Origin of the sequence: Oerskovia turbata, from assembly GCF_000718325.1 — a bacterium.
Taxonomy (GTDB): Bacteria; Actinomycetota; Actinomycetes; order Actinomycetales; family Cellulomonadaceae; genus Oerskovia; species Oerskovia turbata.
The window spans coordinates 245,272-260,560 of sequence record NZ_JOFV01000005.1 but is presented as its reverse complement, the minus strand read 5'-3'; the positions used below and the strand labels follow the sequence as shown (position 1 = coordinate 260,560).

The 15,289-nt window shown below is 73.1% G+C and carries 11 protein-coding genes; 5 read left to right on the top strand and 6 right to left on the bottom strand.

Going from position 1 to position 15,289, the window contains the following annotated elements; all coding sequences use genetic code 11:
• Positions 1 to 114: 114 nt before the first annotated feature.
• Positions 115 to 711 (top strand): protein-L-isoaspartate O-methyltransferase family protein, encoded by a 597-nt coding sequence (locus tag IE95_RS0106755; RefSeq protein WP_276319033.1) that lies wholly within the window; start codon positions 115 to 117, stop codon positions 709 to 711.
• Here the strand turns inward: IE95_RS0106755 and IE95_RS0106750 are convergent.
• The 3 genes from IE95_RS0106750 to IE95_RS0106740 are packed head-to-tail and all read right to left on the bottom strand — an operon-like array spanning position 698 to position 5,904.
• Positions 698 to 1,324: a thymidine kinase gene (locus IE95_RS0106750; RefSeq protein ID WP_276319034.1), complete on the bottom strand. Its 627-nt coding sequence runs from the start codon at positions 1,322 to 1,324 to the stop codon at positions 698 to 700. The genes IE95_RS0106755 and IE95_RS0106750 overlap by 14 nt on opposite strands.
• 60 nt (positions 1,325 to 1,384) lie before the next feature.
• Positions 1,385 to 1,948, bottom strand: a complete 564-nt coding sequence (locus tag IE95_RS0106745; RefSeq protein ID WP_240666217.1) for a GNAT family N-acetyltransferase — start codon at positions 1,946 to 1,948, stop codon at positions 1,385 to 1,387.
• A gap of 38 nt (positions 1,949 to 1,986) precedes the next feature.
• Positions 1,987 to 5,904 (bottom strand): ribonuclease E/G, encoded by a 3,918-nt coding sequence (locus IE95_RS0106740; protein WP_051702826.1) that lies wholly within the window; start codon positions 5,902 to 5,904, stop codon positions 1,987 to 1,989.
• Positions 5,905 to 6,418: 514 nt separating this feature from the next.
• Here IE95_RS0106740 and IE95_RS0106735 point away from each other — a divergent pair.
• Genes IE95_RS0106735 through cydC form a run of 4 tightly spaced genes read left to right on the top strand, consistent with a single transcriptional unit; the run spans position 6,419 to position 12,857 of the window.
• Positions 6,419 to 7,939 carry a cytochrome ubiquinol oxidase subunit I gene (locus IE95_RS0106735; RefSeq protein WP_030150869.1) on the top strand — a complete coding sequence of 507 codons (1,521 nt, stop codon included), beginning with the start codon at positions 6,419 to 6,421 and terminating at the stop codon, positions 7,937 to 7,939.
• A gap of 33 nt (positions 7,940 to 7,972) precedes the next feature.
• Positions 7,973 to 9,148, top strand: coding sequence for a cytochrome d ubiquinol oxidase subunit II (gene cydB, locus IE95_RS0106730; protein ID WP_084689899.1), 1,176 nt, complete (start codon positions 7,973 to 7,975; stop codon positions 9,146 to 9,148).
• On the top strand, positions 9,145 to 10,950 hold the full coding sequence (gene cydD, locus IE95_RS0106725; protein ID WP_084689898.1) for a thiol reductant ABC exporter subunit CydD: 1,806 nt from the start codon (positions 9,145 to 9,147) through the stop codon (positions 10,948 to 10,950). Before cydB ends, cydD begins: the two co-directional genes overlap by 4 nt.
• On the top strand, positions 10,947 to 12,857 hold the full coding sequence (cydC, locus tag IE95_RS0106720; protein ID WP_084689897.1) for a thiol reductant ABC exporter subunit CydC: 1,911 nt from the start codon (positions 10,947 to 10,949) through the stop codon (positions 12,855 to 12,857). The genes cydD and cydC overlap by 4 nt, the downstream gene beginning before the upstream one ends.
• A 43-nt stretch (positions 12,858 to 12,900) precedes the next feature.
• Here cydC and IE95_RS0106715 read toward each other — a convergent pair whose 3' ends face one another.
• The 3 genes from IE95_RS0106715 to IE95_RS18720 all read right to left on the bottom strand — a co-directional run bounded on the left by IE95_RS0106715 (position 12,901) and on the right by IE95_RS18720 (position 15,288).
• Positions 12,901 to 13,305 (bottom strand): DUF4259 domain-containing protein, encoded by a 405-nt coding sequence (locus tag IE95_RS0106715; protein WP_030150865.1) that lies wholly within the window; start codon positions 13,303 to 13,305, stop codon positions 12,901 to 12,903.
• A 97-nt stretch (positions 13,306 to 13,402) separates the two neighbouring features.
• Complete coding sequence (locus IE95_RS0106710) at positions 13,403 to 14,791, bottom strand: dipeptidase (protein ID WP_030150864.1); 1,389 nt, start codon at positions 14,789 to 14,791, stop codon at positions 13,403 to 13,405.
• Positions 14,788 to 15,288: a hypothetical protein gene (locus tag IE95_RS18720; protein ID WP_051702825.1), complete on the bottom strand. Its 501-nt coding sequence runs from the start codon at positions 15,286 to 15,288 to the stop codon at positions 14,788 to 14,790. The genes IE95_RS0106710 and IE95_RS18720 overlap by 4 nt, the downstream gene beginning before the upstream one ends.
• Position 15,289 lies beyond the last annotated feature (1 nt).

Below are 15,289 nucleotides of genomic sequence, written 5' to 3'. Positions count from 1 at the left end.
CCGCCCCCTGTCCGTCTCGTCATGCCGGGACCCTACCGTCCACCGGGCCGGCCCCCGCCCCTGCGACGCCTCGTCGTCCTACTCTGGGAGGAGGTCTCGAGGAGGCGATCCGACGTGCCGAACGGTCACAGGGTTCAAGCGACCACCGCGCGCGACGTCGCGGCGGCGATGTCGGCGATCGACCGGCGGCGCTTCCTGCCGCGCAACCAGCGCCCGTACGCGCGCGACGACCGGCCGCTGCCGATCGGTCACGGCCAGACGAACTCCCAGCCCCGGACGGTCGCCGACATGCTGCGTCTGCTCCAGGTTCCTCGGGGCGCGCGCGTCCTGGACGTGGGATCGGGTTCGGGGTGGACGACGGCGCTGCTCGCCCACCTGGTCGGGTCGAGCGGGAGCGTCGTGGGCGTCGAGATCGACCCGGACCTCGCGGAGTGGGGGGCGGCGAACCTCGCGACCTACCCCATGTCGTGGGCCCGGATCGAGGTCGCCGAGCCGGGCGTGCTCGGGCGCCCGACCATGGGCGGCTACGACCGTGTCCTCGTCTCGGCGGCGGCCCAGGTCCTGCCGCAGGAGCTCGTCGACCAGCTCTCGATCGGTGGGCGTCTCGTGATCCCCGTGCAGCACGTGCTGGTCCTCGTGGAGCAGCACCTGACGGGCACCGTGACGAGCCGGCACGGGAGCTACAGCTTCGTGTCGCTCATCGGGTCGTGACCCCGGATCCCCCCGCACCCACGCGCCAGCGTGCTGCCGAGAAGTGGACGCGGCACCGCGCCTGGTAGGACTCGACGCCTCCGACGTGCTCGGCCCCCGCCGCGAGGGCGTCGCCACGTCCGTCGTCACCACGGCCGACGACGACCCGCTCGTGGAAGGGGGCGTCCTCGCCGCAGACCGTGCAGACGGCCGTGAGGCGGTCGGTTCGCTCGGCCAGCGCACCGAGCGCCGGGATCGGTTCGAAAGGGCGTCCGTCGAACGTCACGTCGAGCCCCGCGACGATCATGACGAGGCCCGTGTCGGCCGCGTGCTGCACGACGTCGAGGAGGTCGGGCCCGAAGAACTGCGCCTCGTCGACCGCGACGAGCTCGACCGCGGGGTCGATCAGGTCGAGGATCTCCGTGGCGGACGTCGCGGCGCGCGAGGGGATGTCGAGGCCCGAGTGGGAGCTGACGATGCCCTCACCGCGCCGGTCGTCGAGCGCGTGGTGCACGACCTCGACACGGCGACCCGCGATCTGCGCCCGGCGCACGCGCCGCAGCAGCTCCTCGGTCTTGCCCGCGAACATGGGGCCGCTGATGACCTCGACCCGTCCCCGCCGCACGTCGTCCACGCAGTCAGTAGACCATGTGACGACGACAGCGGCAGCACCCGGGAGGGCATGGCCCGGGGCTCAGTCTCGCGCGTCCCACTCGGAGCGCAGCACGCCCATGACGACCGCGTCGTACCGCTGCCCGCGCACGACCCGCGCGTCGCGGAAGCGGCCTTCCTCGACGAACCCGAGGCGTCGGCCGACGGCCAGCATCGGTGCGTTGCCGGACCACGTCGCGAAGTCCAGCCGCGCCCAGTCGGTCACCGAGAAGAGGTACGTGGTCCACAGCGCGAGCGCCTCGCGGCCGACCCCCCGCCCGCGCACGGCCGGGTCGTAGACGCCGATGCCCATGCGCGCCCACGCGGTCTCCTGCGACTCCCAGTACCAGGAGACGGTCCCGACGAGGTGGTCGTCGGGGTCCGCGATCACGGCTGAGCGGGGCGGCAGGCCGTGCACCACTCCGGGCGGCGCCTGCGCAAGGGCGGCGACCCGCGCGTCGGCCTGCGTGTCGTCGGGCACGGGGTAGTACGGTCCGTCCCACTCGTGCCACTCGTGGTGGGGACGCAGCCACTCACGGAAGACGGCGAGGTCCGCGGGCCGCCAGGCCCGGAGCCGGGCAGCATGCCCGACGCCGTAGACCGGCACCTGCGGATCCCTCGCCGTCATCGGTGGTTCAGCGTGCGTCAGTCGACGTCGCCCTGCGGCGCGGAGCCCTCGTCGGACGCCTCGTCGGTCACGTCAGCCGACGCCGCAACCTCCCCAGCAGTCGTCTCGTCAGCGGCGGCCTGCTCGACCGGAAACGAGTCCTGGTCGTCGGCGACCTCCGGGGCACCCTCCGTGGACTCGGCGTCCGTCAGCGCGGTCTCGATCCCGACCGCTTCGGCCTCGGCCGACTCGACGGCCTCGACCTCGGTGACCTCGGTGACCGACGCCTCGGCGACGACAGCCTCCTCGGCGGGCGCGACGCCGTCGTGCTCGTGGTCGTGCGCATGGGCCGCCGCGGCAGCGATCGTGGCGAGCGTGGCCTTGACGGCCTCGCGCGCCTCCGACGTGACCTCGGGCAGGACCGGGACCGCGGGGGTCGCGGCAGGTGCCGTCTCCTTGGTCGCGCGCTTGCGGCGCGACCGAGAGCGCGAGCCCTCCGACTCGGCGGGCTCCTCCTGCGCTGCGGCAGGAGCCGGGGCGTGCTGGTGACCGCCGCCGTTGTTCGAGCCACCCGACTTCTCGATCGGGTCGGTGTGCACGATGAAGCCACGACCGTTGCAGTGGTCGCACGTCTCGCTGAACGCCTCGACCAGGCCCTGGCCCACACGCTTGCGCGTCATCTGGACCAGGCCGAGCGAGGTGACCTCGGCGACCTGGTGCTTGGTGCGGTCGCGGCCCAGGCACTCGACCAGGCGACGCAGCACGAGGTCGCGGTTGGACTCGAGCACCATGTCGATGAAGTCGATGACGATGATGCCGCCGATGTCGCGCAGGCGCAGCTGGCGGACGATCTCCTCGGCGGCTTCGAGGTTGTTGCGCGTCACGGTCTCCTCGAGCGTGCCACCGGAGCCGGTGAACTTGCCCGTGTTGACGTCGACGACCGTCATGGCCTCGGTGCGGTCGATCACGAGCGAACCGCCCGAGGGCAGCCAGACCTTGCGGTCCATGCCCTTGGCAAGCTGCTCGTCGACGCGGTGCGCCGAGAAGGCGTCCTTCTCGGACGTCCAGCGCGAGACGCGCTCCTTGAGGTCGGGCGCGAGCTCGGCGACGTAGCTCGAGATCTCGTTCCAGGCGTTGTCACCCGAGACGACGAGCGAGCTGAAGTCGTCGTTGAAGATGTCGCGGACGACGCGGATCGCGAGGTCCGGCTCACCCTGGAGCAGTGCCGGGGCGGAGACCGACTTCGCCTTCTTCTCGATCGCCTCCCACTGGCTCTGCAGGCGCTCGACGTCGGCGCGCAGCTCGTCCTCGCTCGCTCCCTCGGCGGCCGTGCGCACGATCACGCCCGACCCCTCGGGCACGACCTCGCGCAGGATCTTCTTGAGGCGGGCACGCTCGGTGTCCGGGAGCTTGCGCGAGATGCCGGTCATGCCGCCGCCGGGGACGAACACGAGGTAGCGGCCCGCGAGCGTGATCTGCGACGTGAGGCGAGCGCCCTTGTGGCCGATCGGGTCCTTGGTGACCTGGACCAGCACGGAGTCGCCGGACTTGAGCGCCTGCTCGATGCGGCGCGGCTGCCCGTCGAGGCCCACGGCGTCCCAGTTGACCTCGCCGGCGTACAGGACGGCGTTGCGGCCCTTGCCGACGTCGATGAACGCAGCCTCCATGGACGGCAGGACGTTCTGGACGCGGCCCAGGTAGACGTTGCCGGCCATCGAGACCTGCGACTGCTGCGAGACGTAGTGCTCGACGAGCACGCCGTCCTCGAGCACGGCGATCTGCGTGCGACCGTTCTTCTCGCGCACGACCATGGAACGCTCGACCGACTCGCGGCGCGCGAGGAACTCGGCCTCCGTGATGATCTGACGACGGCGACCGGCGTCGCGGCCCTCGCGGCGGCGCTGACGCTTGGCCTCGAGGCGCGTCGAGCCCTTGAGCGCGGTCACCTCGTCCGAGGACGTGCTGCCGCTGCGCTCGCGCGTGCGGGTGCGGGTGGACGACGTGGAGGTGGAGACGCCGGCGCTCTCGCTGCCGTCGGCCCGTCCGCCGCGACGACGGCGGCGACGGCGACGGCTCGATCCCGAGCCCTCCTCACCGTCGTGATCGTCGCCGTGGTCGTCCTGCCGGCCCTGCTGGTCCTGCTGGCCTTCTGCGGTCTCGGCGCCCAGGTCCCCCTCGGTGGTGGCTCCCGCGACCTGCTCCGACCGGTCGTCCGTCTCGTCGTCGCCGTACTCGTCGCCGTCGGCGCGCGAGTCGCCACCGCGGGAGCGGCGGCCACGGCCACCGCGACGGCGACGGCGACGCGGTGCGTCCTGCTCGTCGTCCTCGGCGGAGGCCGACCGCTCGTCGGGCTCGACCACGATCTCGAGGTCGTCGGCCTCGAACGCGTCGGCTGGGATCTCGACGCCCTCGGCGACGAGCTCGGCCTCGATCAGCTCGATCTCCTCGACCGCAGCCAGGTCTGCCCCGGCGAGCTCGACCTCGACGACGGGCGCCGCCTCGACTGCGGGCTCGGCAGCGGGGGCCGTCGGGGACTGTGCGGGGGTCGTCGTCGCGGAGGTCGACGGTGCACCGGCGCCGCGGCGCGCGGACCGGCCGCGACCGCCACGTGTGCGGGCGGGGGCCTCACGCTGCTCGACCGGGGTCTGCTCGGCAGGTGCCTGGGGTGCCTGGAACGACTGGGGAGCCTGGACGACCGGAGCCTCGGGGGCCGAGGCCTCCACGCGGGCGGGCGCCTCCTCGGTCGGGCGCGTGCCCGGCGTGGCGAAGCTCGGCAGGGCGTCCGTGGGCGACGTGGTCGGGCGCACCACGCGGCGCGAGCGGCGCGGCGCGGCGGCCGGGTCCGGCGCCTGGAACAGGAGCGCGGTCGTCGCCAGGCGCGGGGTGGCGGAGCCGCCACCGGTCGACGCGGGCGAGGCGGGTGCCTCCTCGGCGACCGGGGTGGCCGCCTCGGCCTCGGCCTTGGCCGCAGCCGAGACCTTGTTGACGCGGCGCGAGCGGACCTTGGGCGCGGCGGGCTCGGCGGGAGCCTCGACGACGGGCGCGGTCTCCTCGGTCGGGGCCTTCGAGGTCGCGCGGCGACGCTTGGCGGCGGGGGCCTTCTCGGCGGGGGCCTCTGCGGGCACCTCGGTCGGTGTCCGGGTGGTGGCGTCCTCGGTGGCCGGCGCATCGGCCTGCGCTGCGGAGGACCGCGTGGCCCGACGGCGCTTCGTGGCCGGGGCGGCGGGCTCGTCCGCCGCGGGGGTCGGCTGGGCGGCCGGGGCTGCTGCGGGCGCCTCGGCGACCGGTGCCTCGGCGACGGGTGCAGCGGCGGGCTCGGATGCCGGCTCCGCGGCGGGCTTGCGGGTGCGACGAGCGCGGGCGGGCTTCTCGGCCGGGGCGTCCTGCTCGGCGGCTGGCTTGAGGCCGAGCTCGGACAGCACGTCGAGGACCGGTGCGTCGGCGGCTGCGGCGCGGGCGGCCGCGCCTCGCTTGCCACCACGACGGGGCGCGTCGGCCGGGGCGTCCTGGGCGGGTGTCCGAGCCGCGGCGGTTGCCTTCTCGGCGGGTGCCGTCGTCGCGGGCGGTGCGGCAGGGGGCTCGACCGTGGCCGGGGCCTTCGGGGCGGGCGCGTCGGCGGCCGTCGTGGCCGAGGGGGTCGTCGTCGGGCGGACGACGCGGCGCGAGCGGCGCGGGGCGGCCTCGGCGGTCGGGAGGTCGATCCCGAGCGAGCCCGAGGGGGCGTCGGGGTTGACGGCCGCGGGCTGTGCCGCGGCCTTCACGGCGGGGAGGGAGATCTGGGCTGCTGCGGCCTGGGCTGCTGCGGCCTGGGCGACCTCGGCGGAGCCGGGGGCCGCTGCGGTCCGGGTGACGCGTCGTCGGGCAGGCTTCCTGGCGGGTGCTGCGTCCTGGCCGGCGGTCGAGCTCGTCGAGTCAGGGGTCGAGCTCGTCGAGTCAGGGGTGTGGTCGAGGGTCACGCGATGCGCTCCTGGTACCCCGAAGGTCCGTCCCCACATCGTGCGGCCCGTTCGGGCGGTAGTCGTCGCTCGGGACGTGCGCATCGCAGCGCTGTCGTCCCCGCGACGGAAGTCGGCGGTGGCGGCTCGGGCAAGGGCGGGCGGCGGGGGGCGCTTCGCCGGGCGGGCCATTCTTCCCGTTCGGCGGCGCTCCGCGAGCCGCGGACTGCGGTTGCGTCGAGCACGTACTGGGCACGGAGGAGATGTGGTCCCCCTTGCTGGGTCAAGTATCGCACAGCCGACGTCGATCAGATGGGCATCTACAGGTCCGCCGCCCGTGTCGTCCAGAGGACCAAGGTCCCGATCCGGACCTTGTGAAGGTTCTCACAAACTGTCGTTTCCCGAGAGTTTTGGCGCCTGCACCCCTCGCCGATGGTGCAGATTGGTCATAGCGTCAGCAGTAGGAACGCTGACCCTGCCCTGAGACGACCTCTCAGAACCCCCGGTAGCCCCCAGGAACCCCCCAGGAGCGTTTGTGGACGTCCTCGATCTCGCGAGGTGGCAGTTCGCCATCACGACCGTCTACCACTTCATCTTCGTGCCGTTGACGATCGGGCTCGCTCCTCTCGTCGCCATCATGCAGACCGCATGGGTGCGCACGGGGAACGAGCGGTGGCTCAAGCTCACCAAGTTCTTCGGCAAGCTCCTCCTCATCAACTTCGCGATCGGTGTCGTGACGGGGATCGTGCAGGAGTTCCAGTTCGGCATGAACTGGAGCGAGTACTCACGCTTCGTCGGAGACGTCTTCGGTGCCCCGCTCGCCATGGAGGCGCTCGCCGCGTTCTTCATCGAGTCGACCTTCCTCGGCCTGTGGATCTTCGGCTGGGACCGCCTGTCCAAGAAGGTGCACCTCGCGTGCATCTGGGCCGTGGCGATCGCCGTGAACCTCTCGGCGTTCTTCATCCTCGCGGCCAACTCGTGGATGCAGCACCCCGTCGGGACCATCTACAACCCCGAGACCGGTCGCGCCGAGATGAACGACATCGGTGCCGTGCTCACCAACAACACGCTGTGGGCGGCGTTCCCGCACACCATCACCGCGGCCTTCCTCACCGCGGGCACGTTCGTCGCCGGCATCGCCGCCTGGTGGATGGTGCGCCTCGTGCGCACCAAGAAGGCCGAGAACATCGAGCTCGCTCGCAACGTCTACCGCCCGGCCATCACGCTCGGCGTCATCGCGATGATCGTCGGCGGACTCGGGGTCGCGGTCAGCGGCGACTTCCAGGCCAAGCTCATGTTCCAGCAGCAGCCCATGAAGATGGCCGCGGCCGAGGCGCTGTGCGAGAGCTCTCCCGACGGCGCGCCGTTCTCGATCCTCGCGATCGGCGACCTGTCCGACTCGTGCGAGGGCGTCAACCACATCCTCGAGATCCCTGGCCTGACCTCCTACCTGGCCGAGGGCAGCTTCAGCGCGCCCCTCCCGGGCGTCGACGAGGTCCAGCAGAACATGACCGAGCGCTACGGCGACCTCACCGCGGCCGGCGAGCCCGTCAACTACTCCCCCAACCTGGCGCTGACCTACTGGAGCTTCCGGCTCATGATCGGCTTCGCCGTCGGGTCGATCGTCCTGTCCGCCATGGCGCTGTGGCTGACCCGCAAGGGCCGGGTCACGGACAACAAGTGGTTCGCCCGCGTCGGCATCTGGGCCATCCCCATGCCGTTCATCGCGTCCTCGTTCGGCTGGATCTTCACCGAGACCGGGCGCCAGCCCTGGGTCGTCGCCCCCAACCCCTCCGGGATCGACTCGATCCGCCTGCTCACCGAGCGCGGCGTGTCGACCGTGGTGAGCCCCGGCGTCGTCCTGACCTCGATGATCGTCTTCACGCTCGTCTACGGGGCCCTCGCGGTCGTGTGGTTCACGCTCATCCACCGCTACTCGGTCGAGGGCGTGCCAGAGATCGTGCACGACGACTCCCCCGAGGCGCGCGCCAAGGGCGACCCCGACGACCCGGACTCGGCCGACGAGTCCGACCGCCCCCTGTCCTTCGCGTACTGACGCGCTCTGACGGCTCAAGGAGACCCAGTACTCATGGAACTCACCATTCTCTGGTTCGTGCTCATCGCGATCCTGTGGATCGGCTACCTGGTCCTCGAAGGCTTCGACTTCGGCGTGGGCATGCTCCTGCCGATCCTGTCCCGCAACAAGGACAAGGCGAAGAAGGACACCGAGCGTCGGCTCATCATCAACACGATCGGCCCGGTCTGGGACGGCAACGAGGTCTGGCTCATCACCGCGGGTGGTGCGACGTTCGCGGCCTTCCCCGAGTGGTACGCCACGCTCTTCTCCGGGTTCTACATCCCGCTCTTCCTGATCCTGCTCGCGCTCATCGTGCGCGGCGTCGCGTTCGAGTACCGCGGCAAGATCAACGACGACCGCTGGCGTGCACGCTGCGACCAGGCCATCGTCTTCGGCTCGTGGATCCCCGCGATCCTGTGGGGCGTCGCGTTCGCCAACCTGGTCCGCGGCGTCGAGCTCGACGCGGCCCACCAGTACGTGGGCGGCTTCTGGGCCCTGCTCAGCCCGTTCGCACTGCTCGGTGGCCTCACGACCGTGCTGCTCTTCCTCATGCACGGTGCCGTGTTCATCGCCCTCAAGACCGACGGCGAGGTCCGGGTCAAGGCCCGCCGCCTGGCCGGCTGGTTCTCGGTCGCCTCGGTGCTCGTGGCCGGCGGCTGGGCCGTGTGGGCCCAGGTCGCCTACTCCGTGCCGTGGACGTGGGCCGTGGTCGTCGTCGCAGCCGTCTCACTGGTGGGGGTCGTGCTCGCCAACGCCAAGGCCCGCGAGGGCTGGGCGTTCCTGTTCTCCGCGCTCGCGATCCTCTCCGCGACCGTGCTGATCTTCGGGTCCATGTACCCCGACGTGATGCCGGCTCTCGACCCCGCGAACTCGCTGACCATCGACAACGCGTCCTCGACGCAGTACACGCTGACCGTCATGACGTGGGTCGCCGTGTTCCTGGTGCCGCTCGTGCTGCTCTACCAGTCGTGGACGTACTGGGTGTTCCGCCGTCGCCTGTCGACCAAGGACATCCCGCCACCCATCGGTCTCTCGCTCAGGAAGCTCAAGGACTCCGCGTTCGGCGGGCCGTCCTCGGGCAGCGCCAAGAACCTGGACCTGACCCCCGCCACGGGTGACGAGGACTCGGGGACGGGCGCGGCGGCGTCGGGCCGCACGAGCGACGGCACCGGCAGCACGCCCGCGTGAAGCCTCTCGATCCACGGCTCCTGCGCCAGGCGCGGGCGGCACGCGGGTACGTCGTGCTCACGGCCGTGCTCGGTCTCGTCACGGCCGGGCTCGTCGTGGCGCAGGCGCTGCTCGTCGCGAGCGTCCTCGCCCCCGCGATCCAGGGCGGCCTCACGCTGCCCGACGTCGCCACGCCCCTCTCGTGGCTCGCCGCGGTCGTGGTGGTGCGCGCCGGGGTCGCGTGGGCGCAGGAACGGTTCGCGCTCAAGGCCGCGACCAAGACCGTCGCGGAGCTCCGCGAGCAGGTCGTCAGCCACGCGGTGGCCCTCGGGCCCCGATGGCTGGCGACCGGCCGCGGGCCGGCCGTCGCGACGCTCGCGACGCGCGGGCTCGACGACCTCGAGCCCTACATGGTCCGCTACCTGCCCCAGCTCCTCCTCGCAGCGACCGTCACGCCCGCGACCCTGGCCGTGGTGCTGGGCCTCGACTGGATCTCCGCGCTCATCATCGCGGTCACGATCCCCCTCGTCCCGCTCTTCATGATCCTCGTCGGGCAGCTCACGGCCGGGACGTCCGAGCGACGGCTCAAGGTGATGCAGCGGCTCGGGTCGCAGGTCCTCGACCTGCTGGCCGGGCTCCCGACCCTGCGCGCGTTCGGTCGCGAGCACGGCCCCGAGAAGCGCGTCAAGGCGCTCGGCGACGCGAACCGACGCGCCACCATGGGCACGCTGCGCGTCGCGTTCCTGTCGGGCATGGTCCTCGAGCTGCTCACGACGCTGTCGGTCGCGCTCGTCGCGGTCGGCATCGGGCTGCGGCTCGTGTACGGCGAGGTCGGTCTCGAGCCCGCGCTCGCCGTCCTGGTCCTGGCGCCCGAGGTCTACCTGCCGCTGCGGCAGGTCGGCATGCACTTCCACGCGTCGACCGACGGGATCGCGGCGGCCAACCAGGCGTTCGAGGTGCTCGACGAGCCGCTGCCGCCCGTCGGGACCGTCCCCGCCCCGGCCCTCGCCGGCGCACGCCTCACGTTCGACGGTGTCAGCGTGCGAGCGGGAGACCGCGACGTGCTGGCCCCCGCCGCGCTGACGGCCGCGTTCGGTGCCCGCCTCACGGCAAGCGACACCGACGACGCCTCCAGGACCGGTGCGGCGCCGTCGGGCACCGTGGTCGCCCTGACCGGGCCCAGCGGGTCCGGCAAGACGACCACGGCCCTGGTGCTCCTGGGCCTGCTGGCCCCCGACGCCGGGCGCGTCCTGGTGACCCCGGCGGGCGGCGAGCCCGTCGACCTCGCGGACGTCGACCCGACCACCTGGTGGCCGCAGGTCGCCTGGGTGCCGCAGCGCCCCACGCTCGCCCCGGGGACCGTGCGTGACGTCGTGCTCGACGGTCGCGAGGTCCCCGACGCCGACCTTGCCGCCGCCGCGCGCCTGTCCGGGCTCGACGCCGTGCTCGACGTCCTGCCCGACGGCTGGCGCACCGCGATCGGCCAGGGCGGCGTGGGGCTCAGCGTGGGCCAGCGCCAGCGCGTCGCCCTCACGGCCGCACTGCTCGGCGACCCGGCCCTCGTCCCCCTCGTGGTGCTCGACGAGCCCACGGCGCACCTCGACGCGCGCGGCGAGCAGGCCGTGCTCGACGCCGTCCGCACGTGGCGCGACCAGGGACGCACGGTCGTCGTGGTCGCGCACCGCACGAGCCTCGTCGAGCTCGCCGACCAGGTCGTGACGGTGTCCTCGGCACCGCTCCCACCCTCCGTCCCGGACGGGGCACCCGGCGCCGACCCCGGCGCGCCCACGCCGTCCGCCTCCTCGTCAGGAGCCGTCGCATGAGCGCCCCCGACCAGTCCCCGGGTCCCTCCGCCCCCACCGCCGAAGATCCTGGCGGCGGTGCGGCGGCCACGATCGGCACCGACCCGCTGTGGCGTGCGGTCCGGCTGCTCGACGTGAGCTGGGGCCGTGCCGCGAAGGCGATCGGCCTCGGGTCGCTTGCCCTCGCGAGCTCGGTCGGCCTCGCGGCCGTCGCGGCCTGGCTCATCGCACGCGCCTCGCAGATGCCCCCCGTGCTGCAGCTGTCCATGGCGACCGTCGCGGTGCGCGCGTTCGGCATCTCGCGCGGTGTGTTCCGCTACCTCGAACGCCTGGCCTCGCACGACGTCGCGCTGCGCGGCATGGCCTCGCTCCGCGCCAACGTGTACACCTCGCTGGCCTCCGGGCGTACAGCGGCGGTGGCGGGCGTGCGACGCGGTGACCTGCTCGCCCGTGTCGGCGCCGACGTCGACGCCGTGGGCGACGTCGTCGTGCGCGCGATCATCCCCGCCGGCGTCGCGCTCGTGGTGTCCGCGGGCTCGGTGATCCTCGTCGGGGTCTTCCTGCCGTCGGCCGGGGTCGCGCTGCTCGCATGCCTGCTGCTCGCGGGCGTCCTCGGCCCGTGGCTCTCGGCACGCGCCGCCCGGCGCACCGAGGAACGAGGTGCCGCCGCACGCGCCGAGATGACCTCGACCGTGCTCGAGACCCTCGAGGGCGCGGGACCCCTGACCGTCTCGGGGCGCCTCGCCCAGCGCATGGACGCGCTGCGTCGCACCGACCGCGAGCTCGCGGCCGTCACCGACTCGGGAGCCAGGACGTCGGGCACGGCCGCAGCCGTCAACAACGCCGCGATCGGCCTCGCCGTGCTCGCCGCGCTGGTGCTCGGGATCCCCGCCGTCGCCGCGGGCACGCTGACCCCGGTCGAGCTCGCCGTCGTCGTCCTCACGCCCCTCGCGGTGTTCGAAGCAGCGGGCGTGCTGCCCGCCGCCGCGGTGCAGATGCACCGCTCGCGCCAGGCCGCCCGCCGCATCATGGAGCTGCTCGACGCCGCCGCCGCTCCCGACGTGTCAGAACCACCGAGCACCAGAGGTCACGCTGCTTCTGACACGATGGCCAGTCCCGGAGACGTGTCAGGACCACCGAGCACCAGAGGTCACGCTCGTTCTGACAGGTCGGCGGTCGTCGTGACCGGCGCGGCGTGCGGCTGGGACGGGCGCCCGGCCGTCACCGGGGTGGACCTGGCGGTGCGCACCGGGCGCTCGGTCGCGGTCGTCGGCCCCTCCGGCGTCGGCAAGACGACCCTGCTCATGACGACCGCCGGGCTCATCCCGCAGGTCGCGGGGAGCATCTGCCTCGACGACGCACCGATCGCGACCTTCCCGCCCGACGACGTCGCGCACCAGGTCGTCTTCGTCGCCGAGGACGGGCACGTCTTCGACACCACGGTGCTCGAGAACCTGCGCGTCGCCCGGGGGGACGTGACGCCGGACGAGGCGACGGCCGCCCTGGTCGACGTCGGGCTCGGCGAGTGGCTCTCAGGACTGCCCGACGGGGTCGAGACGACCCTCGGCCCCGACGCGACGACGATCTCCGGCGGGGAACGCCGTCGGCTGCTCGTGGCGCGCGCCCTGCTCGCCCCCGCGCCCCTGCTGCTCGTCGACGAGCCCGCCGAGCACCTCGACCCGGCGACCGCCGACGAGCTGCTCACCCACCTCGTGGAGACCAGCCGCACCGGCGGGCGCGGGATCGTGGTCGCGACCCACCGCCTGTCGGCGCTCGCCGCGGTCGACGAGGTGCTGCTCCTGGGACGACCCGCCGACGCGTCCCCCGACGCGCCCGCGACCGTGCTGGCCCGTGGCACGCACGCCGAGCTGCTCGCGCACGACGAGGGCTACCGGTGGGCGCTCGCGCAGGAGACCGCGAGCGCCTGACCCGGCGGCCCCGGCGGCGCAGACGCCTGCACCACGAGTCGGCTCAGCCCGGCGACCGCAGGCTCGCCAGGCGGCTCACGACCGGGTCCCGCCACCCCGCGAGGTCCTGGGGCCCGTTCTCGGCCCAGAGCTCGTGGAGCTCGGACGTGTCGCTGCCCTCGACCGCGCGTTCGAGCGTCGTGAGGACCCAGTCGTGCTGCTGGTCGGTCAGCGACCCGGCGAACGCGACGGCGTCGACCCCCTCGAGGTGGTCGTCCGTCGGCCGCAGGCCGCGGGCCACGGCGAGCACCTCCGCGATCGCGATCGCGGCCTGCGCGTCGTCGACCTCGAGGTAGTCCTCGTCGAGGTACCCGCTGAAGTCCTCGATCCCGAAGTTCCCTGCGCGCAGCGCCGCGAGCAGGTCGCCCGCGCCGTCGTTCTCGAACGGTCCCGATCCCCACGTCCCCATGTGCGTCCTCCCTGTCCGCGGGCTGCTCGGCCCGGCGGGACGACCCTACGGGGGCCCGGTGACACGGGCCCGGTGACACGGGCCCGCGCGGAGCGGCTCAGGCCCGGGACGCCCCCAGCCGTGACAGGAAGAGCGCCTCGCCGACCGCGAGCTGCTCGATCTCGCTGGGCGCGACCGACTCGTTGGGCGCGTGGATGAGGCACGCGGGCTCCTCGACGCCGAGCAGCACGATCTGCGCGTCGGGGTACCCGGACGCGAGCACGTTGCACAACGGGATGGACCCGCCCTGGCCGGCCGTCACGGTCTCCTTGCCGAACGCGTCCGCGAGGGCGCGCGAGAGCGTGTCGAACACGGGGCCGTCGGTGCGCGCCTGGAACGGCTGCCCGACGGCGTCGCGCACCGTCGTGACCCTGACCCCCCAGGGCGCGTGGTTCTCCAGGTGGGCCACGAGCTTGTCCTGGAGGTCGCGCGCGTCCGCACCGGGCGGGATGCGCAGGTTGAGGCGGGCGGCCGCGCGCGGCTGGATCGCGGCGGCCGAGCCGACGACGTTCGGCGCGTCGATCCCCAGGATCGTCACCGCCGGACGCGCCCAGAGCTGGTCGGAGACCCGCCCCGACCCCAGCAGGCGCGTGCCGTCGAGCATGCCGGCGTCGCTGCGGAACTGGTCGGGGTCGTAGTCGACGCCGGGCCAGGTCGCGTCGGCGATCTCGGACGGGACGCCGTCGATGGTGGTGTTGCCCTGGTCGTCGCGCAACGAGGACAGGAGGTGGACGAGGGCCGCGAGCGCGTCGGGGGCCGCTCCCCCGAACATGCCCGAGTGGATCTCGCTCTCGAGCGCCTCGACCGTCACGACCACGTTGGCCGCGCCACGCAGGGACACGGTGAGCGTCGGCAGGCCCAGCGTCGCGTTGCCCGTGTCCGCGATGAGGATCGCGTCCGCCGAGAGCTCCCCCGGGTGGGCCTCGACGTACTGGTCGAGTCCCGCGGTGCCCTGCTCCTCGGAGCCCTCGATGACGATGCGGAGGCCGACCGGGTAGTCGTCACCGCCGAGCGCTCGCAGGGCCCGCAGCGCTGTGAGGTGCGTGACGATGTTGCCCTTGCAGTCCGCGGAACCCCGCCCGTAGAGTCGCCCGTCCCGCTCGGTCAGCTCGAACGGGGGCGTGCGCCACGCCGCGTCGTCGAGCGGCGGCTGCACGTCGTAGTGCGAGTAGAGCAGGACGGTCGGCGCCCCGGGCGGCCCGGGTCGGTGCCCCAGCACCACGTGGGACCCGTCAGGGGTCTCCTCCAGGTGCGCGTCGTCGATCCCCTCGGCCCGGAACGCGTCCGCGACCCAGTGGGCCGCCCGCTCGCAGTTCTCCTTCGGGAACAGCCGTTCGTCGGCGACCGACGGGATCGCGACCAGGGTCCGCAGGTCGTCGAGCGCTCGTGGCAGCAGCGACGCCACCTGCGCCTTCAGGGGAGCGAGGTCTTCCGGTGTGCTGCTCACGAGTCCTCCTGGTGCGTCGTGCTGCTGTCGAGGTTGAGCGAGTCGACGTAGGCGTCGAACTCGTCGAGCTGGTCGGGGCAGTACACCTCGATCACGAGGCGGTCCCCGGCGAGCCGTCGCTCGTCGACGAGCGAGGGCCTGCTGCCGGGACCGGTGGCCCCGTTGGTGGACCCGAGGTTGGCCGTCGCCTTGACCAGTGCGGCCGGGTCGGTGCAGAACCCGCCCCCGTCGGCCCCGAGGACGGCGACGATCTGGTCCTCGTCGAAGGCCGTGATGCCGATCGCCTCGAACTCGGCGTGGAGCTCGGCGGCCCGCTGCTCGGCCACCTCACGATCCTGCGCGGCGTGGTAGTTGTGGTACAGCACGGCCATGAGGACTCCGACGGCGACCGCGAGCAGGGCCGCGGCGGTGTAGAGGATCCAGCGCCGGGAGTCGCCCGGCTCGTCCTCGTGCTGGGGCAGGCCGTCAGGGCCCTCGGTGGTGGACGTCGCGGTCATG

Coding starts and splice junctions, on each gene's coding strand:
- cydC (WP_084689897.1), top strand. CDS start 10,947: ATGAGCGCCCCCGACCAGTCCCCGGGTCCCTCCGCCCCCACCGCCGAA.
- cydB (WP_084689899.1), top strand. CDS start 7,973: ATGGAACTCACCATTCTCTGGTTCGTGCTCATCGCGATCCTGTGGATC.
- IE95_RS18720 (WP_051702825.1), bottom strand. CDS start 15,288: ATGACCGCGACGTCCACCACCGAGGGCCCTGACGGCCTGCCCCAGCAC.
- IE95_RS0106715 (WP_030150865.1), bottom strand. CDS start 13,305: ATGGGGACGTGGGGATCGGGACCGTTCGAGAACGACGGCGCGGGCGAC.